The organism is Ensifer sp. ENS11 (assembly GCF_014851895.1).
GTDB classification, from domain to species: Bacteria; Pseudomonadota; Alphaproteobacteria; order Rhizobiales; family Rhizobiaceae; genus Ensifer; species Ensifer canadensis.
This window is the reverse complement of record NZ_JACVAN010000007.1, coordinates 323669-343664: the sequence shown is the minus strand read 5'-3', so window position 1 is coordinate 343664 and position 19996 is coordinate 323669. Positions and strand designations below refer to the sequence as shown.

The following is a 19996-nucleotide window of genomic DNA, read 5'->3' as shown; positions in this document are numbered from 1 at the left end:
TCGAGCTGATCGATGGCTGCGGCGGCTGTCTCGCCGGCCTGGTCACCGCCAGCCGCCGCGTCGCCGGTACCCGCCATCTCGAACTCGACCTCGGCCGCAACCATCCGCATGCCGAAATCGAACTGCCACCCGAACGCACCACAACACAGGACCGCGCAAGGGTCGCATTCCGCCCGACAAAGTGGAAGTTGTTCAGGGAGGGGCAGCCCGTCGCGAAGTCGAAACGGGACGAAGCCGCCACCGAAAAACCGCGACTGGTCGCGCAAGCCTGACCTTGCAAGAGCGCCAGCCCTAGCCGGCGCTCTTTGGATCAATGATTACCGCCCGCGTCGTGTTCTAGGAAGGGACGGGCAGCGACAACGGCGCCAAGTCGCGCATTGGCCGCTTCTTGGGATCATTCTCAGGCGCCTTGCGGCACGCGTAATTCTGCGCGTCCTGTAGCAGCGCCACGGCTCCGTCGTAGTCGATTTTGGTCGCGCGCCCATGGCGCACGACGCATTGTCCATCGACATAGACTTCCTCGATAGCGCGCTCTGCCGCGCAATGCAGCAGATTGCGCAAGGGGTCGTAAACCGGCTGCATCGCGTGGTGTTTCAGGTCAACGATGAGAAAGTCGGCTTTTGCGCCGACGGCAATCCGGCCGATATCGTCACGGCCAAGCGCGCGGGCGCCCGCAAGCGTTGCCGTATCGAGAATATCCGCGGTCGATACGTCGAACACGGATTTGCCCGAAAGCCTCGCACAGATCATCGCCTGGCGCATTTCTTCAAGCATGTTGAAGGGATAGCTGTCAGTCCCGAGGGCGACGTTGACGCCGGCGCGGCGATAGCGCCCGACCGATTCCAGCGCCATGCCGCTGCGCGAGAACGTCACCGGGCAATGGGCGACCGTCGTGCGCCGCTCTGCCAGCAGGCCGAGATCGATATCGGTGCGCTGGCGCGTCCAGGAATGGCTGTCGAGGAAGATGCAATGGCCAAGGATCAGGTTGTCGCCGAGGATCCCCAGGCTTTCCAGATACTGCACCGCGGTCAGGCCAGTCCGGCGCAGCATTTCCTCATGTTCCGCCATGGTCTGGGCGGAGTGGATGGTGATCGGCATGCCGCGCTTGCGCGCCTCTGCGGCCGCGTCTTGCAGCAATTCGGCCGAGCAGGTCTCGATCTGCGATGGCGCCACCACCCCGCCAAGGCGTCCGGAGGGATGGGCTGCGGCAGTGTCGAGGACATCAAGCGCCCGGGCGAAAGCCTCGCGGCCTCGAGCCTTGTCCCAGATGAAATCAAGGCGATGGCTGTCTTCGACATGCCATTGCGCTTCGCGGAAGCCTGGAGCGACGAAGGCGCGAGCACCGCTTCGCGCCAAGGTCGGCAGCCAGCTTTCATGCGGCCCGGCAATGTCCAGCAGCGTGGTGACGCCGCTACGCATGAGGTCGCCGAGCATCACGGTCAACGACGCCTCGATCGCGCCATCGTCGATTTCCAGCAGGTTGGAATACTCGTAGAGGGCGTTGCCCCAAAGTGCTGCCGTACCCGCGTCTTCGAAGATGCCCTTGGAGATCGGTTCCTCGCCGGAGTGGCAATGCACATTGACGAAACCCGGCATCACCATCCGGTCGGCACCGGAGGTTTCGCTGGCAAAGGCGCCGTCATAATGTCCTCCGACATGGACGAAACCGGTATCGTCATAGGCGACGTCGACGTCGTTGAGATAGACATGGCTTTTCGTCTCGGTGTCGAAGCCGACAACCGTATGCGCCCTGCGGATGACGTGAATATTGCTAGTCATGCGTGGTCCTGAAATATTGCTCGAGGAAACGGCTATAAGCGCCCATTAATGCGCTGAAAAAGAAGTAAACGACCGCAGCAAAGACGTAGCCTTCGAGCACGGCGATGCCCTGCCATTGCGGATCGCGCATGGCGGTGCGCACGGTATCGAGAAAATCGAGCAGGCCGACAATCGTCACCAGGGTCGTATCCTGGAAAAAGCCGATGAACAGACCGACGAGCGGCGGGATAACCTTCTTCAGGGCTTGCGGCAGCACGATCTTGCGCATGATCTGCCAGTAATGCAGCCCGAGCGAATGGCCCGCCTCGATCTGCCCCTTGGGAACGGCCTGCAATCCGCCGCGAACGATTTCGGCGATGTAGGCGGCGGCAAAGAGAATGATCGCCACCTGGGCCCGCAGTAGTTTGTCGATGGTGACACCATCGGGCATGAACAGCGGCAGCATGACGGTCGCCATGAACAGGATGCTGATCAGCGGTACGCCGCGGACGATTTCGATGAAGCCGACGCCGAGAATGCGGATCGCCGGCAGGCTCGAAGCACGCGCAAGCGCAAGTGCAATGCCGAGCGGCAAGGCGCAGGCGAGCCCGACGAAGGAAAGCATGAACGACAGCGGCAGGCCGCCCCACTGGGTGGTCGGCACGACGGTCAACCCGAACAGGCCACCGGCCATCAGCGCGTAAAGCGTCGGCAGGATCACCACGATCCATGTGACCGCAAGCGCCCGGCCCCAAGTGCGCGGCACCATCGACACGCCGCAAGCGCCGAGAAACAGCAGCATCGCCGTGAGCGGTCGCCACTGCTCGTCGAAGGGATAGAAGCCGAAGAAGACATAGCGCAGCTTGGTCGACAGGAACGGCCAGCAGGCGCCGCTTGAAACCTTGCACTCCGCCGGCGTGCCGGAAAAGATCGCGTCGACGAACAGCCAACCGATCGCGAGCTTGGCAAGGCCGAAGATCGTGCCGAGGCAAAGGATGGTGATCAGTGCGTTGCCCGGCGTTCCGAAATAGGCGGAAAGCCAGGTACGGTTGCGCACCATCGGGCGGGCGGCGGGCGCCATCAGGATCGGGTCGGCAACGAAGCCTTCGAACTGGGCCATGGCTCAGCGCTCCCTCAGCGCAACGCGCGCGTTGTACCAGTTCATCACCAGCGAGATCAGGATGGACAGGCCGAGATAGACGGCCATGAAGATGGCAATGGCTTCGATGGCCTGGCCGGTCTGGTTCATGATGGTGTTGGAAACCATCACCAGATCCGGATAGCCGATGGCAATCGCGAGCGAGCTGTTCTTGAAGACCGTGAGATAGGTGTTGGTCAACGGCGGCACGATAATACGCAGCGCCTGCGGCAGGATGACGAGTTTCAGCGTGCGCGAGCGCGGCAGGCCGAGGGCCGTCGCGGCCTCCCATTGTCCCTTGCTGACGGCTTGAATGCCGGCGCGCACGATCTCGGCGACATTTGCCGAAGCGCTCAACGTCAGGCCGATCAGCAGTGCCACGAATTCCGGGCGCACGTGATAGCCGCCGGTCAGGCGGAACCGGCCGAGTTCGGGGACATCCATCGAGACCGAGATGTCGGCGAACAGCAGTGTTGCCGCCAGCGGCAGCAGGAAGGCAAGCGCCGCTATGGTGGCAACGGGCATCTCCTTGCCCGTGGCAATCCGACGACGCGCAAGGACGCGCTCGATCGCAACAGCGGCAGCGGCGCCGACGAACAGGGCGATGAGGAGCGATTCAAAGCCGCTCGCCCATCGCATGGCCGGCATGACCAGACCGCTATTTGACAGGAACACGCCCGGCAGCATCTCGATCGCCTGCTTTACCGGCGGGAAAACGGAGATGATCAGCGAATACCAGAGCAGCAGATAGAGGAGCAGCGGCACATTGCGCAGCGCTTCGACATAGGCAAGCATCAGGCGCGACAGGACCGGATTGTGCGACAGCCTGCCGATGCCGACGAGCACACCGAGGATCGTACCGAAGAAGACGGCGAGTGCCGAAACCTTCACGGTATTGGCGATGCCGACAAGGATGGCACGGCCGAATGTGTCGGTCGGCTCGTAGGCGATCGCAGTCTCGGTGATGACGAAACCTGCCTGACGCGCCAGGAAGCCGAAGCCGGTGGCAATATCCTGCTTGGCAAGGTTGGCGCTCGCGGTGCTGAACATCGCCCAGGCGACGAAGACAACAGCGCCGATCGCGATCGTTTGATAGAGGAAGGCGCGGATGCGCGCGTCATAAAACAGGGACATGGCGACACGTCTGCCGGGCAAAGGGGAACGTCGAAGACGAAAAAGGCCCGCGCCAGGGCGCGGGCCGACGAATATCAACGGAACGGCGGTGCGTAGAGCAGACCGCCCTCGCTCCAACGGGTGTTCGGCCCACGGGTCAGGCCAAGCGCGGTCTTGGTGCCGAGGTTGCGCTCGAACACTTCGCCGTAATTGCCGACGCCCTTGACGATGTTGTAGCCCCACTTGTTGTCGAGGTTGAGCATCTTGCCGAGCTCTTCGTTGACACCGAGCATGCGCTGGATTTCCGGATCCTCGCTCTTCGTCATTTCGTCGACATTGGCCTGGGTGATGCCGCGCTCTTCGGCCGCCATCAGCATCCAGACGGACCAGGAAACGATATCGCGCCAGTTGGAATCGTTCTGCCGGACCGACGGAGCGAGCGGCTCCTTGGAGATGGTCTCGGGAAGGACGACATAGTCGTCCGGATTGTTGGCAACCGCACGGATCGACGCCAGGTCAGACCGGTCGGACGAGATCGCCTCGCAACGGCCCGAGAAGAAGGCGTTGCGGTTTTCATCCGGGCTTTCGAAAACAACCAGTTCGAACTTGCCGCCGATCGTGCGGAAGAAATCGCTGAGGTTCTGGGCCGTCGTCGTGCCGGGCAGTGTGCAGATCGCTGCGTCCGTCAGCTCCTTGGCGCTGTTGACACCGAGCGACTTCGGCACCATCAACCCCTGGCCGTCATAGAATACCGTCGGGCCGAAATCGAGACCGAGCGAGACTTCGCGCGAGAAGGTATGGGTGGTCTGGCGCGACAGCATGTCGATTTCGCCTGACTGCAGAGCCTGGAACCGGGTGTTGATGTTCGTCAGAACGAAATCGACTTTTTCCGGGTCGCCGAAAACAGCCGACGCAACGGCACGGCACACGTCCACATCGAAACCCTGCATGTGGCCCTTGGCGTCAGCCGTCGCAAACCCGGGCGTGCTCATCGAGACACCGCAGATCAGCTTGCCGCGCGCCTTGACTGTCTCAAGCGTGGTGGCGGCGCTGGCGGTGAACGCCGTGAGGCCGACCACGATGCCTGCTGCGGTGGCGCAAAGTTGCAGAATTCTTTTCTTCATTTTCCCCTCCCGTTGACTTCGACAATCTCCGCCTCTGCGGGTCATGCGATCCACGTCGCATGCCTCCTCCCGCCTAGGCACACAGCGGATCAACCCGCCGTGTCACCAATTGCATACGATAGCCGGATACGAATGGCAACATTATTGTATACAATATTGACGCGTATAGTTTGGAGACACTATCGAGGTTATGGGGCATGTATTGCAGACCCGCCCGGCTTGCTTGGGGGGACAGCGTTGTCTGAGAGATCAAGTCGCAGCGAGTCCGTCTATCGGTTGTTGCGCAGGCCGTCCTGGAGCACGCGCTGAAGCCCTGCACCAAGCAATCCGAAGACACGATCGCCGATCATTTCAAGGTCAGTCGCACCAGCGTTCGCGGTGCATTCGTGCGCCTGAATGCCGAAGGTTTCGTCGATCTCAGTGCCGACAGGAGTGCGTGTGTCTCCGACCGCGGCCGCTCTCCATCCGCCTTGCCGGCGAATATCACATCCTGCTTGCCGAACTGACGGGACCCCGGCGCAGACACGGTTCGTGCGTGAGGTGGTCTCACGCTGCTTGTTGATCTTAGCCCGCTTCGCGCGTCTGCGACGGATGGACTTAAGGATTAAGGCAGAGCCGAATACGACGTTGTGTTCATCATCTGCGGCATGAACTGTCGTCGGGTGAGAATCTCAGACGTCTCTTCTCCCACACTATCCTGCAACGTTGCCGGTATGCCGGGCGCGTCTTGCGAGGGAGGGAGTAAGCGATGCCAACAGAACTGGAATACATGAGCCGACAGGTTGCAGCGGGCCGCCTGTCACGACGGGAATTTTTGGGGAGGGCAGCGGCGCTCGGGGTGACGATCGCGTCTGCGCAGACATTGCTTGGCAGTGCCGCCCGTGCGGCGGGGCCAGTCAAGGGCGGGACGCTGCGGGCGGGCCTGGTCGGCGGCGAATCGACCAACAGCCTCGACCCTGCGACATGGGCGAGCCAGGTGCCATACACGCTCGGTCGCTGCTGGGGCGAGCAACTGCTGGAAGTCGCACCGACCGGCGAGATCGAGTACCGCCTGGCCGAGTCCTACGAGGCCTCCAGCGACGCAAAAACCTGGAGCTTCAAGATCCGCAAGGACGTCACCTTCCACAATGGCAAGCCTTTGACGCCGGCTGACGTGGTGGCAACGCTCGAGCGCCACGGCGATGCAGACTCGAAATCGGCGGCCCTGCCCTTTGTGCAGGAGTTCGAGACGATCAAGGCTGACGGCGACAATGTCGTGATCACCTTGCGGCAGCCCAATGCGGACATGCCCTATATCGTCAGCGACTACCACCTGATGATCCAGCCGAACGGCGGCAAGGACGATCCGACCGCCGGCATTGGCACCGGTCCTTACAAGGTTGTCGTGAACGAGGCGGGCGTAAAACACGTCGCTGAGCGCCACGAAGGCTATTGGGGATCGGCCGAACGCGGTCATGCCGACCAGATCGAAATCGTCGTCATCAACGATTCGACCGCGCGCACCGCGGCGCTGCAAAGCGGCCAGATGCATATGATCAACCGCATCGAGCCGAAGCTTGTCGAACTGATCAAGCGCCTTCCCGGCGTGGTCATCCGAAATGTGCCGGGCAAGGGGCATTACGTGTTCATTGCCCATTGCAACACCGCGCCGTTCGACAACAACGACCTGCGGCTGGCGTTGAAATATGCCGTCGACCGCGAGGAGATGGTGGCAAAGGTTCTCGGCGGTTATGGCACCGTCGGCAACGATACGCCGATGATCAATGGCTATCCGCTCTTCGACAACGACATCGAGCAGCGTGTCTTCGACCCTGACAAGGCGAAGTTCCACTACAAGAAATCCGGCCACGACGGCTCCGTGCTGCTGCGCACGTCCGACGTCGCCTTCCCCGGCGCCGTCGATGCCGCCCAGCTTTTCCAGATGAGCGCTGCCAAATGCGGCATCACCATCGACCTGAAGCGCGAACCGGGCGACGGCTACTGGTCGGATGTCTGGAACAAGCAGCCTTTCAGCATGTCCTATTGGACCGGCCGACCGACGCAGGATCAGGTCTATTCGATTGCCTATCTGTCGAAGGCCGAATGGAACGACACGCGTTTCCAGCGCGATGACTTCGACAAGTTGATCTTCGCCGCCCGCGGCGAACTCGACGAGGCCAAGCGCAAGGCGATCTATCGCCAGGCCGCAATGATGCTGCGCGACGAAGGCGGCGTCATCGTGCCGATGTTCAACAACTATATCGACGCCACCAACGACAAGGTCGGCGGGTGGGTCGACGATCCGAACGGCGAACTGATGGGCGGCCATGCCTTGACGAAGTGCTGGGTCACGGCCTGAACCAAGAGACGGCCGGAGGCCCTGATCAGGCTCTCCGGCTTTCATCAACGTCGCGAGCAGGCACCGCCATGGCGGCCCGCGTCTTTCAAGGGCAGCGCTCAGCGCATTTCCAGGAAAAGTGCGATGCCGCTTTCCGTCAGGAAATGCGTAAAAACAAACAGATAGAGCGTTTGTCCGGTTCCGTCTAAATCGGAAACGCTCTAGCGACGGTGGCGCAGCGACAGCAGGCCGTCATCGGCAATGCCTGCCTCGATATCATTGTAGCGGGCGAGCGTCAGGTGCGGCGTGTCTGCCGCGGCAGAGTGCGCGCCGGTGATCACGATGACTTCGGCGCCGGCGGCCTTGCCCGCGAGAATTCCGGCCGGAGCGTCTTCGAAAACGATGCAGTCTTCCGGCCGCACGCCAAGTTTTTCGGCGGCCAAAAGATAGCCCTCGGGATGGGGCTTGCCGACCGACACGTCTTCGCCGGTGATCATCAGCTTCGGCGTGGGAATACCTGCGGCCGCGAGGCGACGAACGGCAAGGTCGAGCGGCGCCGATGTGACGATCGCCCACTTCTCCGGCGGCAGTGAATTGAGGAAGGCGACAGCGCCCTCGATCTCGATGATGCCTTCGACGTCGGCGATTTCGGCGAGCGCGAGTTCGTGCGCCTCATGCTCCGGATCAACGCCCGGCAGTTCGAGCGTGCGGATCGTATCCACGGCGCGAACGCCATGTACCGTTTTCATCATTTCGACGGGGTCGAGCCCGTTCCGGACAGCCCAGGCGCCCCAGACGCGTTCGACGACGGCCATCGAGTTGAGCAGCGTGCCATCCATATCGAACAGGAGAGCGGCGAAGTTCTTGGCAAAGAGAGATGAAGGCGCGGTATCCAACGGTGATCCCCTGAAGCTGCAATGATGGGCGAGAAAGCCCGCCCGACAGTCCCGGCACACCTACAGCCTGGAGATCAGGGGCACAACGCAATTCGGTGTGCCCGTGATCATCTTCGGCAACGGTGAGTTACGAATGGTCAGCGCCACGCCCGGTGCTCAGAAAACCGATCGGGCCACCCGGAACGTCATCGTCAAAAATCGCGCAGGACAGACTGCCGCCAAACACGGCAGCCGAATCCACATTGGTCCGGTTGCCGACGGTGCGTGGATTGGAGCGGCTCGGCGTGTGGCCATGGCAAAGGTGTTTGCCCCAATAATCGCCGGAGTGATTGTCGGGCCGCCTGATCCACAGGAAGATTTCCTCGCCCTGGCGCTCCAGCGGCATGGTTTCATCGACGCCCGCATGGACGAAGATGCGAAACGGTTCGACGATAATGGAGGGAAGCTGCATCAGCCACTTCAAATGCGCTGCGGGAATAGTGTGATCGTAGGATGCCAGTGTCTCTTTGCCGCCGTTAAGCAGCCACCAGTCGACATCGCTCTCGCCGCTGCGTGCGCCGAGCAGCATTTCCTCGTGATTGCCCTTGAGCGTCAGCCAGGACCAGCCCTGCTTCTGCGGCCCTGCCATGATCAATTCAATCACGCCTCGGCTATCCGGGCCGCGGTCGATCAGGTCACCAAGAAAGATCACCCTGCCCTCGGGCGCATAGGTTTCGATCTGCCTCAGGAGCGCTTGAAGCTCGGTCAGACAGCCGTGGATATCGCCGACGGCAAAGGTCAGATGCTGCGCGCTCATGCGCCAGTCCTCCGGTACTCGACGAAAGGGTTGACGCCGCAACGGATGTTCGGCGCTTGGATGCGAGCGCCGATAGACTGCATGGATGGCAGAAACACGGCAAGGCCAGCGATGATCAAGCCGAAAAAGCAGCCAAGGCGCCGGTCAAGGATGGTGCGCCATCTTGGGCTCGATTTGAACCACTGAGAACCCACTGATTAACGGCGGGAGTTTCCCTTGGCAATCGCCGAGCTGGCAATGGAGACCGGATCGCTTGCCGGGAAGGTATCTTCGAGACCTTCGTCGAGTTGTTCTTCCATGGTTTTACGGTCATGTGCAGTCCGCGCATTGGGCATCGGGCGCAGCGCGGCGGCACTTGCGCGCGGATCTGGCGTATCCTGCAATTTTTCATCGGCTCCGAGCGCGGCGGACAGAATGTCCTTTGCCCTCGTCACCGCATTCAACCTGTTCAGCGATCCTTCCGCATCCTGCGGACATGTCACCGTGACGACCTCGCCCTCGGCGCCAACGAACTCGACCGTGAAGCCGGCCTTGCCGGCGCGTTCAGCGGAAACCTGTATTCCGACGACCTGCATCAGTCTCTCCCTCTGCAAAAGCATGGATCGCCGGCGCCGATTGGCGCTGGCGTCTTTGCCACCCTTCGTTTGCATTGCCGCACTGTGGCGCAAACGAGTGTCCATTCAGGGAAGTGCGCAGATGGTTGCTTTGTTCCACCGGTCGATCAGATTTGTACCGGATCCGCGGTCGGACCGATCGTTTAGAGCGCCTTCGCACCCGGCATGATCGTTGCCGGGACAATCGGCGCCGGCAGGTCTTTTGCCGTATCGGCGGCTTGGAAGGCGGAACCGTTCGATTTGCCGGGCGGATCCTGCCGGGTGCAGTTGGCGAAGGCATCAAGCTCGCGATTGTAGACCTTCGTCTCGACATCCATCATGCCAAGCACGGTGTGAAACAGGTTATCGTGCGATTTCGGCTGATCCGTCTCCTTGGCAAGGCAGCTTGTGTCGACGCCCATTGCCGCCTGATACGGTTTCGAGAACCATGTGACGAAGGGAACCTGAGTCTGCTCGCGCGGCGCGATCGCATAGGGCGCGCCGTGCAGATAGATACCGTTCTCGCCAAGGGATTCGCCGTGGTCGGACATGTAGATCATCGCGCCAGAGATGTCGTTCTGATGCTTCTCCAAGAGGCGGGAAACGCTTGCCAGCACATGGTCCGTGTAGAGGATGCTATTGTCGTAGGCGTTGGTGATTTCTTCGACTGAGCATTTCATCAGCTCAGCTGTGCGGCAATCCGGTTTGAACTTCCGGAACTTTTCCGGATAACGCAGATAGTAGGATGGGCCATGGCTGCCGAGCTGGTGCAGCACGATAACGCTGTTCGACTTGGTCGCCGTCAGCTTCTTGTCCAGTTCGCCGAGGAAAATCTCGTCAAGGCATTCGCCATTGTTGCACAGCGGGCTGTTCTTCTGGTTCGTCATGCTGGCGAAGCTGATGAGGTCGGCAATGCCCTTGCTGCCGGTATTATTGTCCCACCAGGACACAGAAACGCCGGCGCGGGTCAGAACGTTCACGAGGTTTTCGGTCGAGCGGGCCTTCCACTCCGTATACTCGTTGCGCGGATAGACCGAGAACATGCAGGGAAGCGAGATCGCCGTTGCCGTGCCGCAGCTCGTCGTGTCGGTATAGTTGATCGCGCCGAGAGATTTGAGCTCCGGATTGGTTTCCCTGCCATAACCGTTGAGCGAGAAGTTCATCGCCCTGGCGGTTTCACCGGCAACGACGACCACGACAACCGGCTTGCCCGCCGCGGCGACACGCGCACCCTGCCGGGCGTCAGTGCCTAACGGCTGCACGGCAATATTGCGCTCCTTATAGGTCGAGGATGCGTATTTTAACGCAGCGGAAACCGGCCCGGTGGGATTGAAGCGCTTCATCAGATCCTTGTGCTCGCGAATGACATAGGCAACGCTTGCAAAATCCGAATAGATCAGCCCGCCGCTGACGAGCACGCAGGGAATGACAATGGCAAGAGTGGTTGCTGTCTTGGGCAGGACCCGCTGGTGGCGTACCTTGACCCAGACCACGAACAGTGAAGGAACGACAGCATAGAGAAACAGATGCAGCACCAAGCTGCCGGTCAACAGATGGCTCGCCTCGGCCTGCGTCGTCACGGCAGCGTTGCCGATCATGTCCTTGTCGATGATTACTCCGAAGTAATCGATGAAATAGGCAGCCGCCGCGGAAGCGACTATGAGAAAGATCAACACCGGCTTCATGATGTACTTGGCCGACACCAGCATCATACCCGCGAAGGTTGCGAGCGTCATTGCGGCGCCGAAGGACAAAAGCGACAGTCGCGAGTGATCGAAGTAGATCGCAGCGTGCGTCCAGAAGGAATTGTTGGTGATAGCGAGCAAATAAACGCTGACGATTGCACTGAGCGTAATGCTGCCGAGCTCTGGCCGGCGGATTTTCGTGACCATCAAAACAGTCTTCTCCTGCTGCGACTGCCGGGCCGATTTTGCTTTACGGCCGATGCTGTCGCGGGCATCCAGTAGAGGCGGAGGCCACGTCATGCGGGCTCGCCGGTTCGACTACAGCCTGCCCCTGCTCTGTCGAGATACGCCCCATAAGCTGTCGAAACCCCGTCAAGATTGCTCATTACCTCTGCGGCACCCGCTTTGGTTGGCGTGCGCGGGGGAGTTGGCAGCCCTTGAGAAAGCCCATATGGTCGAACGAAGAATGGTCATGCCGAGACGACTCGATGCGCCTGCTCCTGGTTGAAGACAGTCCGCGACTGGTAGAACTGGTCGGAGAGACCATGCGCGATGCGGGCTGGCGGCTCGACGCCGTTTCGAGCGTTTCGGACGCTGAAGCGGCAATCGCGGCTCAGGAACACGACCTGATTCTGCTTGACCTCGGCCTGCCGGATGGCGACGGCCTGACACTGCTGCGCCGCGTTCGCCAGGAATATCCGGGGCTGCCCGTCTTGATCATCACGGCGCGAGGATCGGTCGATGAGCGCATTGCCGGACTGGATGCCGGCGCCGACGACTATCTGGTCAAGCCCTTTCATCACCGGGAGCTCTTGTCGCGTTGCCGAGCGATGTTGCGGCGCAATCCGCAAGCGGTGCAGCCGGTTCTCGAGGCAGGCGCCCTACGCTACGACCCTGCAACCGCGGACCTGACATGTGACGGCATTGTTGTACCGCTACCGCCGCGAGAACGCTCGCTGATCGAAATCCTGATGCGCGAGGTCGGCCGGGTCGTTCCGAAGCGCAGGCTGGAAACCGCACTTTCGGAATATGGCCAGGAGATTAGCCCCAATGCGCTGGAGTTGGCCGTTTCCAGGGTGCGCAAACGGCTGCAGGTCTACGAGACCGGCATCCAGATCGAGACCGTACGCGGGATCGGCTATCTGCTCAGGCGGGCCTTATGAAGCACTCGTCGCTGATCGGCATCGTTGCCCGCCGCATCGTGGCGTTCTCGCTACTCGCCATGGCAATCCAGATCGGCGTCGTCTTTGCAGATTACTGGTTCGACGACGACAAGCTCAGCGTTCTCATGCTGCAACAGGAGACGGAGGCTCTTTCGCGTGCCATCCACGTCCGCGACGGCGTTGTAAGTTTCGAACCGGATCGCGAACTGAGGGAACGCTATATCGACCGCCATGATCGCGATGGCTCGATCTTCCTCAGGGTCCGAACGGAGACGGGTACGCCGCTCTATTCAAACTGCACGACGGAATGCGCCGAGCATTTTCTTCCAATGAGCATCGACGCGCCGAATTTTTGGAAACGCGAAATTCAACCAGGCAAACCGTTCAGCGTCGCCGGCGGACAAACCTTCGAGCGTGCCGGGGCGACTGTCCTGGTCGAACTGGCGATCCTGAGGGACCCGAACGGCTTCATGTACGGCGCACTGCTGCACGAGATGTTCGATTCCATGATCGTGCCGATGACCTTGATGTTCTGCCTCGTCATCGGCGCGACGATCTGGTCGATCCGCAGCGCATTGAAACCGGTGGCCATGGCGGCTGCGGCGGCAGATCGGTTGGATCCCCGCGATAGCGGTGCTCGGCTGCCACTCACCCGCATGCCCGAGGAGATCGCTCGCCTGGTCAGTGCCGTCAACCGCATGCTGGCGCGGGTCGCCGACCTGGTCCAATCCCAGAAACTGTTCTCCTCCTCCATAGCGCACGAGATCCGCACCCCCGTTTCGATCGCAAAAATGGAACTCAGCCACATCAACGACCCTCGCGCCCGCAATGCCGAACGTGACCTCGATGCCCTCACGCATATTCTCGAGCAGCTGACCTCGCTTGCCCGGGCCGATGCCGTCGACCCTTCGGCCTATCAATCGGCCAGCCTCTCGCAGATCGGTGCGAGCCTCGCAGAGGCGATCGCGCCATTTGTCTTTGATCACGACAAATCGCTGGAATTCGTCGACGAAGGAACGCCTGCGGTCACGGTTATCCCGGCGCTCGTCGAAAACATGCTGCGCAACCTGATCGAGAACGCGGTCAAGCATAATCCGCCGGGCACCCGCATTGTGCTGACCTGCGGCCCTGGCGCGATCGTCAGCGTCGAGGACAACGGCAAGGGGCTCGTCGATCTTCCGGAACATCACGAAGATCTCGGCTATATCAAGCGTACGGGACAGCTCGGCCTCGGCTTGAAAATCGTCCAGCGCATCAGTGAGCTGCATGCCGCCCCGATCGCCTTCGAGACCGCATCGGATCAAGGCACGAAGATTACCATCGACTTCTCTGCCGCCCGATCGGATGGGTCGCAGACCTGACGACCGATACGCGGGAGGCCCAGGCCCGCGATGCTTCCGACGCAGGCGCCGTGCATATATTTTAATCCGTCGCGTTTTTTTGGATGTGGATTTCCTGCCCAATTCTCCGTCATGTGCTATTGGGCTGGGCAATTAGTCATTCTGCCGCCCGCGAGTTGCCATGTCGAAGGCCAGTGCCTATCTCAAGCGTTTCATCCCATCGCTCGTCCCCGTCAGCCATATGGAGCGGCTGCGCGCGTCGCTTGGCGCGCTTGTCGGCATTCTCCTGACCGGCCTCGTCAGCACTCTGGCACTTGGTGCCGATGCCAATCTGCCCCTGCTGATCGCGCCGATGGGCGCTTCCGCGGTCCTGCTGTTCGCCGCGCCGTCCAGTCCGCTGGCACAGCCCTGGTCCATCCTCGGCGGCAACATCGTGTCGTCGCTGATCGGCGTCACCTGCGCGCTTCTCATTCCGGAACCGGTGGTCGCGGCGGCCGTTGCCGTTGGACTTGCGATCGCCATCATGCTGTTGCTCGGCTGCCTTCATCCGCCGAGCGGCGCGGTCGCCCTGACCGCCGTGCTTGGCGGCACATCGATCCATGAGGCCGGCTACTGGTTCGTGTTGTCGCCGGTCGCGATCAATTCCGCGCTCATCCTCGTCGTCGCGCTGTTGTTCAACAACGCCACCGGCCGCCGTTATCCGCACCTAGCGCCCGCCGGCAACACGCACCGCACCGATGACCCGCCGCCGATGCAGCGTCTCGGCATCGTGCCGGAAGATTTGCAGGCGGTGCTGGCGCAATATGGCGAAGTTGTCGATATCAGCCCGGACGAACTCGATGCGCTCATTCATCAGGCGCAGATCCGCGCGTTCAATCGGCGCTCGGGCGAAATCACCTGCGGCGAAGTCATGTCACGCGACGTGGCGACGGCGACGCCGGAAACCTCACTGCGCAAAGCCTGGCAGACATTGCTCGAGCACGACATCAAGGCCCTGCCGGTGGTCACGGAAAAAGAAGGCCTCGTCGGCATCGTCACCCAGACCGACTTCATCAAGCATACGATGCTGGCACAGCACGGCGGCCTCAGGCAGCGCCTCGGCAACGTCATCGGATTCGGCCCGAAGCCACCACGGCTGGTTTCCGAGATCATGACGCGTCGCGTCCAATCGGCACTGCCGGAAACGATGATCGCCAAGCTCGTCCCGCCGATGGCTGACATGGGCCTGCACCACATGCCTGTTGTCGACGCCGACAACCGATTGGTCGGCATCATCACGCAATCCGATCTGATCGCCGCCCTTTTCCAGCGAAGGCTGGAAAATGACGAGCGCGACGTCGCGTAGTCTCGCACTTTAGCGTTGGGCCTTTCGAGGGCGACACTGCCAAGCCATCTTCTAGAAAAATGGCGCGCGATCCGTCGGCTTGCTTTTATGCACATTCATTCGATTGACTTAATCACTCGAATGCCGCAATGTGCGCACGTGATGAAAAACAAAAACTCCCAGCCCACACCAAAACCCGATCGCGGCGACCTCACCAAAGAGAAGCTGCTTTCGACCTCGATCGACGTCTTTGGACGCTATGGCTTTGACGGGGCAAGTACTCGAAAACTCGCAGATGCGGCCGGCGTCAACCTGCAGGCGATCCCCTACTACTTCGGCGGCAAGGAAGGCCTCTACATCGCCGCAGCCGAGCATCTGGCGGCGATCATCGGCGGGCATGTCGCCGATCTGCGAACCGTGATCTTGGAACGCCTTGCACGGCTTGATGCGGAAGGTGGCGCCATGAGCCCAACGGAGGCACGCGCCTTGCTGACGCAGATGGCCCAGCGCATGGTCGGCCTGTTCGTCAGCCGGCAGTCCGAGAGCTGGGCCCGGTTCATCATCCGCGAGCAGATGGAGCCGACGGAAGCCTTCGCACGGGTTTACGAAAACATCATGGGGCCGATGATCGGCATTGCCGGCCGACTGGTCGGCGCGATCCTTGGTGAGGACCCGGCATCGGAGCAGGTCCGGCTGAAGACGCTGTCTTTCGTCGGCAGCATCCTCGTCTTCCGCATGGCGCATGCCGCACTGCTACGGCAGATGCGGTGGGAGGCCGTCGGCCCCGCCGAACTGGAGATGCTGCAGCGCCATGCCGCCGGCCTCGTCGAAGCGCTCGGAGAGAATGGGGAGCGCCGCCCATGAACCGGAAAGTACTCATCCCGGTCGTCCTCCTCGCCGGAGCAGTCGCTGCCGGCTGGTGGTTCGAGCTACCCTTGCGGCTTGGATGGACCGAACAGCGCTCGGCCTCAGTGCTTTACGGCAATGTCGATATCAGGCAGGTGTCTCTCGGCTTTCGCGTGAGCGGGCGCATCGACAAGCTTGCTGTCGACGAAGGAGATCCAGTCAAGACGGGCGATATCCTCGGCAGCCTCGACGCCACGCCTTTTCAACAGGCGGTCGACGCGGCCGAGGCGGACCTCGGTGCGCTGCGCGCCAATCTTGAAAAGCTGAAAGCCGGTGCACGCAAGACCGAGATCGCTCAGGCGCGCGCCGCCCACGAGGAGCGTCTCGCCGATCTCCAGAATGCCGAGCTCGCCTATAAGCGCGCCCGACAATTGCGGCCGAATGGCACGATTTCGCAAGCGAATCTCGACGAAGCAAGCGCCGCTCGCGCCGCGGCGGCCGCTCGCGCCACCTCCGCCCGCGAAGCACTTGCACTGCTTGAGGAAGGAAGTCGGGTCGAAGACATCGCGGCTGCCACCGCACAGGTGCAGGCTGCCGAAGCCAAGCTTGCCAGCGCGCGCACTTCGCTTTCCGATACGCAGTTGCTGGCGCCGAGCGACGGCATCGTGCTTTCCCGTGTACGCGAGCCCGGCGCGATGATTGCGCCAGCAGATACCGCCTATGTGCTTTCGCTGAATGAGCCCGTCTGGGTTCGCGCCTACGTCGCCGAACCCGACCTTGGCCGTGTGCATCCCGGCATGAAAGTCGAGATCGTCTCGGATACGGCCCCGGACCGGCCCTATGAGGCAACGGTAGGCTTTATTTCTCCGGTTGCCGAATTCACGCCGAAGTCGGTCGAAACGCCGGAACTGCGCACCGATCTCGTCTACCGCCTGCGTATCGTGGTAACCAAACCGGGAGAGGATCTGCGCCAGGGCATGCCCGTCACCGTACGTCTGCCACCGGCTGAAGGGCGCGTGCCATGACCGACGAACCCTTCGTTCGGATCTCCGGCGTGGTAAAGCGCTTTGGCGAGCGCGCGCCCGCGCTCGATCATATCGACGGGGAAATTCTCGGCGGTCGCATCACCGGCCTGGTCGGCCCCGACGGTGCGGGAAAAACCACCCTGATCCGGTTGATGACCGGCCTGATGCTGCCCGACGAGGGCACGGTGGACGTGCTGGGCTTCGACACCGCGAAGGATCCCGCCAGCATTCAGGCGTCCATAGGCTATATGCCGCAGCGCTTCGGCCTTTATGAAGATCTGAGCGTGCAGGAAAACCTCGATCTCTATGCGGACCTGCGCGGCCTTCCGCTCGCCGAACGCACTGCGACATACGACGAGTTGCTCGAATTCACCGACCTCAAGCGCTTTACGTCGCGCTTGGCGGGCAAGCTTTCCGGTGGCATGAAGCAGAAGCTCGGGCTTGCCTGCGCGTTGCTCCGCAAACCACGCCTGCTGCTGCTCGATGAGCCGGGCGTCGGCGTTGACCCGATTTCCCGACGTGACCTCTGGAAGATGGTCGAAAACCTGACGGCCTCCGGCATCGGCGTTGTCTGGTCCACGGCCTATCTCGACGAGGCGGAGGCCTGCGACGGGGTGTTGCTGCTGAACGAGGGCAAGCTGCTTTTTGCCGGCGCGCCCGCCGAGTTGACGGGGCGCGTCGCCGATCGTGTCTTCAAGATTTCCGGCATCACGGGACGCCGCCGCGAGGTGCTTGCGCGATATCTCGACGAAGACGGCGTCGTCGACGGTGTCATCCAGGGGGAAGCTATCCGCCTTGTCATGGCATCAGGGGTAGCCCCGCCATCGGCATCGCCAGAGAGGAACGACGCCGCGCCGCAAGCGACGGTGACGCCGCCGCGTTTCGAAGATGCATTCATCGACATGCTCGGCGGCGGTCCGGGCGGTCGCTCGAAACTGGCCGAGGCGCAGACGCCGTTTAGGAACGAGAACGGCAGGCCAGTGATCGAGGCCCATGGCCTGACAAAGCGCTTTGGCGATTTCACCGCTGCCGACGACATCACCTTCGAGATTCCACGTGGCCAGATTTTTGGACTTCTCGGGCCCAATGGCGCCGGAAAATCGACGACGTTCAAGATGCTCTGTGGACTGTTGAAGCCGAGCGCCGGCGAAGGACGCGTCGCCGGCTTCGACCTGCGCCGCGACGCCGCCGAAGCGCGCAACCGCCTTGGCTACATGGCTCAAAAATTCTCGCTCTACGGCGATCTCAGCGTCGCGCAGAACCTGAATTTCTTTGCCGGTGTCTATGGCCTGTCCGGCGAGCGCAAGCGGGAGCGGACGCGATTGATGGTCGAGATTTTCGGTTTCGGCCGTCTGCTCGACATGTCCGCCAAGGACCTGCCGCTCGGCCTCAAGCAACGCCTTGCCCTTGCCTGCGCCGTTTTGCACGAACCGGAAGCGCTGTTCCTTGACGAGCCTACCTCGGGCGTCGATCCAATCACCCGTCGCGAGTTCTGGACCCACATCAATGGCCTCGTCGAAAAGGGCGTGACGGTGCTGGTCACCACCCACTTCATGGACGAGGCAGAGTATTGTGATCGGATCTCGCTCATCTATCGCGGGCGCTCGATCGCGCTCGGCTCGCCGGACGACCTGAAGAAGCAGGTGGCCGATGCGGCCAACCCCGACCCGACGATGGAAGACGCCTTTATCGCCCTGGTGCAGGGGTCTGAAGAAAAACAGGCCGCGGCATGAATACGTCGGCACAAATCGAAACGCCGACGACCGGACGCGGACGCCGCTTTGCAGCACTTGTGCGCAAGGAGAGCTACCAGATCGTCCGCGATCCGAGCAGCATCCTCATCGCCTTCGTCCTGCCACTGATCCTCTTGTTCCTGTTCGGCTACGGCGTATCGCTCGATACCACGCAAACGCGCATCGGCCTGGTGGTGGAGCAGGAGATGCCCCTGACGCGCGATCTCGCCGCAGGCTTTCAGGCATCGCGCTACTTCTCCGTCAGTCTCGGCCGTGACCGTCGCGATTTCGAAGACGATCTCGTGCTCGGGCGTATCCGTGGGATCGTCATCATCCCTGCCCGCTTTGCCGCCGATCATGCCGCCGGACGACACCCGGCATTACAGGTTCTCGTCGATGGCTCGGATCCGAACACCGCCAACTTCGTGCAGAACTATGCCCAGGCTACAGTCGCCAACTGGGAGCGCCAACGGCTCGAGGAGGATGCCGGCCGGCCGCCGGCAATCTCCGCGGAGCAACGGTTCTGGTTCAACCCGGAGCTGACGAGCCGGAACTTCCTCGTGCCCGGCTCGATCGCCATCGTCATGACCCTCGTCGGCACGCTTTTGACCTCACTGGTCGTCGCGCGCGAGTGGGAGCGCGGCACGATGGAGGCGATGATGGCAACGCCCGTATCGGCAGCGGAGCTGCTCGCCGGCAAGCTGTTGCCCTATTTTCTGCTCGGGCTGGCGTCGATGACGCTCTGTGTACTTCTCGCGGTCTTCCTTTTCGGCGTCCCGTTCCGCGGCTCCGTTGCAGCCCTGTACGCGCTTTCGGCGACGTTCCTGATGCCGGCGCTCGGCCAGGGTCTTCTGATTTCCGCGGCCACCAAGAACCAGTTCCTGGCCTCGCAGCTTGCGCTGATCTCGGCCTTCTTGCCGGCCTTTCTGCTGTCCGGATTCCTGTTCGAGATCAACTCGATGCCGACTGTCATCCAATGGATCACCTTCATCGTGCCAGCCCGTTATCTCATTCCGAGCCTGCAAACGGTGTTTCTGGCAGGCGACATCTGGCCGATGTTCCTGCAGGCGATCGCCGTCATGCTGCTGATCGGCTGCGTGTTTTTCGCGCTCGCGGCCCGAAGCACCCGCAAGAGGATTGGTTGA

Annotated in this window: 17 protein-coding genes; 9 read left to right on the top strand and 8 right to left on the bottom strand. The window is 61.7% G+C overall.

The genetic code is table 11. The features are described from left to right. Positions 1-272, top strand: a 272-nt coding sequence (locus IB264_RS16770; RefSeq protein WP_192433847.1) for a TOBE-like domain-containing protein, incomplete at its 5' end; no start/stop codon positions are given. A 64-nt stretch (positions 273-336) separates the two neighbouring features. Here the strand turns inward: IB264_RS16770 and IB264_RS16765 are convergent. The 4 genes from IB264_RS16765 to IB264_RS16750 all read right to left on the bottom strand — a co-directional run bounded on the left by IB264_RS16765 (position 337) and on the right by IB264_RS16750 (position 5133). Further along, positions 337-1779, bottom strand: a complete 1443-nt coding sequence (locus IB264_RS16765) for an amidohydrolase family protein (protein WP_057211208.1) — start codon at positions 1777-1779, stop codon at positions 337-339. Beyond that, positions 1772-2878, bottom strand: coding sequence for an amino acid ABC transporter permease (locus IB264_RS16760; RefSeq protein WP_198956823.1), 1107 nt, complete (start codon positions 2876-2878; stop codon positions 1772-1774). Before IB264_RS16760 ends, IB264_RS16765 begins: the two co-directional genes overlap by 8 nt. Positions 2879-2881: 3 nt before the next feature. Next, positions 2882-4030: an amino acid ABC transporter permease gene (locus tag IB264_RS16755; protein WP_057211210.1), complete on the bottom strand. Its 1149-nt coding sequence runs from the start codon at positions 4028-4030 to the stop codon at positions 2882-2884. A 74-nt stretch (positions 4031-4104) separates the two neighbouring features. Then, positions 4105-5133, bottom strand: a complete 1029-nt coding sequence (locus tag IB264_RS16750; protein WP_057211213.1) for an amino acid ABC transporter substrate-binding protein — start codon at positions 5131-5133, stop codon at positions 4105-4107. Between the two features lie 748 nt (positions 5134-5881). Here IB264_RS16750 and IB264_RS16740 point away from each other — a divergent pair. After that, positions 5882-7471 carry an ABC transporter substrate-binding protein gene (locus IB264_RS16740; RefSeq protein WP_057211215.1) on the top strand — a complete coding sequence of 530 codons (1590 nt, stop codon included), beginning with the start codon at positions 5882-5884 and terminating at the stop codon, positions 7469-7471. Between the two features lie 200 nt (positions 7472-7671). Here IB264_RS16740 and IB264_RS16735 read toward each other — a convergent pair whose 3' ends face one another. The 4 genes from IB264_RS16735 to IB264_RS16720 form a co-directional block, all read right to left on the bottom strand. Then, positions 7672-8346, bottom strand: coding sequence for an HAD family hydrolase (locus IB264_RS16735; RefSeq protein ID WP_057211217.1), 675 nt, complete (start codon positions 8344-8346; stop codon positions 7672-7674). A gap of 127 nt (positions 8347-8473) precedes the next feature. Then, entirely contained in the window at positions 8474-9142 is a 669-nt protein-coding gene (locus tag IB264_RS16730) for a metallophosphoesterase family protein (protein ID WP_025428707.1), read from the bottom strand. A gap of 197 nt (positions 9143-9339) precedes the next feature. Further along, on the bottom strand, positions 9340-9717 hold the full coding sequence (locus IB264_RS16725) for a hypothetical protein (RefSeq protein WP_025428706.1): 378 nt from the start codon (positions 9715-9717) through the stop codon (positions 9340-9342). A gap of 182 nt (positions 9718-9899) precedes the next feature. After that, entirely contained in the window at positions 9900-11627 is a 1728-nt protein-coding gene (locus IB264_RS16720; protein WP_375154968.1) for a phosphoethanolamine transferase, read from the bottom strand. Between the two features lie 281 nt (positions 11628-11908). On the opposite strand from IB264_RS16720, the gene IB264_RS16715 reads away from it, so the two are divergent. From IB264_RS16715 to IB264_RS16685, 7 genes are all read left to right on the top strand, one after another. Beyond that, positions 11909-12583, top strand: a complete 675-nt coding sequence (locus IB264_RS16715; RefSeq protein WP_025428704.1) for a response regulator transcription factor — start codon at positions 11909-11911, stop codon at positions 12581-12583. Further along, complete coding sequence (locus IB264_RS16710) at positions 12580-13944, top strand: HAMP domain-containing sensor histidine kinase (RefSeq protein WP_025428703.1); 1365 nt, start codon at positions 12580-12582, stop codon at positions 13942-13944. The genes IB264_RS16715 and IB264_RS16710 overlap by 4 nt, the downstream gene beginning before the upstream one ends. 160 nt (positions 13945-14104) lie before the next feature. Next, positions 14105-15268: an HPP family protein gene (locus IB264_RS16705; RefSeq protein WP_057211219.1), complete on the top strand. Its 1164-nt coding sequence runs from the start codon at positions 14105-14107 to the stop codon at positions 15266-15268. Between the two features lie 141 nt (positions 15269-15409). Then, entirely contained in the window at positions 15410-16111 is a 702-nt protein-coding gene (locus tag IB264_RS16700; protein ID WP_107027242.1) for a CerR family C-terminal domain-containing protein, read from the top strand. Then, positions 16108-17118, top strand: coding sequence for a secretion protein HlyD (gene hlyD / locus IB264_RS16695; RefSeq protein WP_025428700.1), 1011 nt, complete (start codon positions 16108-16110; stop codon positions 17116-17118). The genes IB264_RS16700 and hlyD overlap by 4 nt, the downstream gene beginning before the upstream one ends. Beyond that, positions 17115-18851, top strand: coding sequence for an ATP-binding cassette domain-containing protein (locus tag IB264_RS16690; protein ID WP_025428699.1), 1737 nt, complete (start codon positions 17115-17117; stop codon positions 18849-18851). The genes hlyD and IB264_RS16690 overlap by 4 nt, the downstream gene beginning before the upstream one ends. Then, positions 18848-19996, top strand: a complete 1149-nt coding sequence (locus tag IB264_RS16685) for an ABC transporter permease (protein WP_025428698.1) — start codon at positions 18848-18850, stop codon at positions 19994-19996. Before IB264_RS16690 ends, IB264_RS16685 begins: the two co-directional genes overlap by 4 nt.

Coding starts and splice junctions, on each gene's coding strand:
- IB264_RS16730 (WP_025428707.1), bottom strand. CDS start 9,142: ATGAGCGCGCAGCATCTGACCTTTGCCGTCGGCGATATCCACGGCTGT.
- IB264_RS16715 (WP_025428704.1), top strand. CDS start 11,909: ATGCGCCTGCTCCTGGTTGAAGACAGTCCGCGACTGGTAGAACTGGTC.
- IB264_RS16705 (WP_057211219.1), top strand. CDS start 14,105: ATGTCGAAGGCCAGTGCCTATCTCAAGCGTTTCATCCCATCGCTCGTC.
- IB264_RS16720 (WP_375154968.1), bottom strand. CDS start 11,627: ATGGTCACGAAAATCCGCCGGCCAGAGCTCGGCAGCATTACGCTCAGT.
- IB264_RS16710 (WP_025428703.1), top strand. CDS start 12,580: ATGAAGCACTCGTCGCTGATCGGCATCGTTGCCCGCCGCATCGTGGCG.
- hlyD (WP_025428700.1), top strand. CDS start 16,108: ATGAACCGGAAAGTACTCATCCCGGTCGTCCTCCTCGCCGGAGCAGTC.
- IB264_RS16690 (WP_025428699.1), top strand. CDS start 17,115: ATGACCGACGAACCCTTCGTTCGGATCTCCGGCGTGGTAAAGCGCTTT.
- IB264_RS16725 (WP_025428706.1), bottom strand. CDS start 9,717: ATGCAGGTCGTCGGAATACAGGTTTCCGCTGAACGCGCCGGCAAGGCC.
- IB264_RS16755 (WP_057211210.1), bottom strand. CDS start 4,030: ATGTCCCTGTTTTATGACGCGCGCATCCGCGCCTTCCTCTATCAAACG.
- IB264_RS16765 (WP_057211208.1), bottom strand. CDS start 1,779: ATGACTAGCAATATTCACGTCATCCGCAGGGCGCATACGGTTGTCGGC.
- IB264_RS16760 (WP_198956823.1), bottom strand. CDS start 2,878: ATGGCCCAGTTCGAAGGCTTCGTTGCCGACCCGATCCTGATGGCGCCC.
- IB264_RS16700 (WP_107027242.1), top strand. CDS start 15,410: ATGAAAAACAAAAACTCCCAGCCCACACCAAAACCCGATCGCGGCGAC.
- IB264_RS16685 (WP_025428698.1), top strand. CDS start 18,848: ATGAATACGTCGGCACAAATCGAAACGCCGACGACCGGACGCGGACGC.
- IB264_RS16740 (WP_057211215.1), top strand. CDS start 5,882: ATGCCAACAGAACTGGAATACATGAGCCGACAGGTTGCAGCGGGCCGC.
- IB264_RS16750 (WP_057211213.1), bottom strand. CDS start 5,133: ATGAAGAAAAGAATTCTGCAACTTTGCGCCACCGCAGCAGGCATCGTG.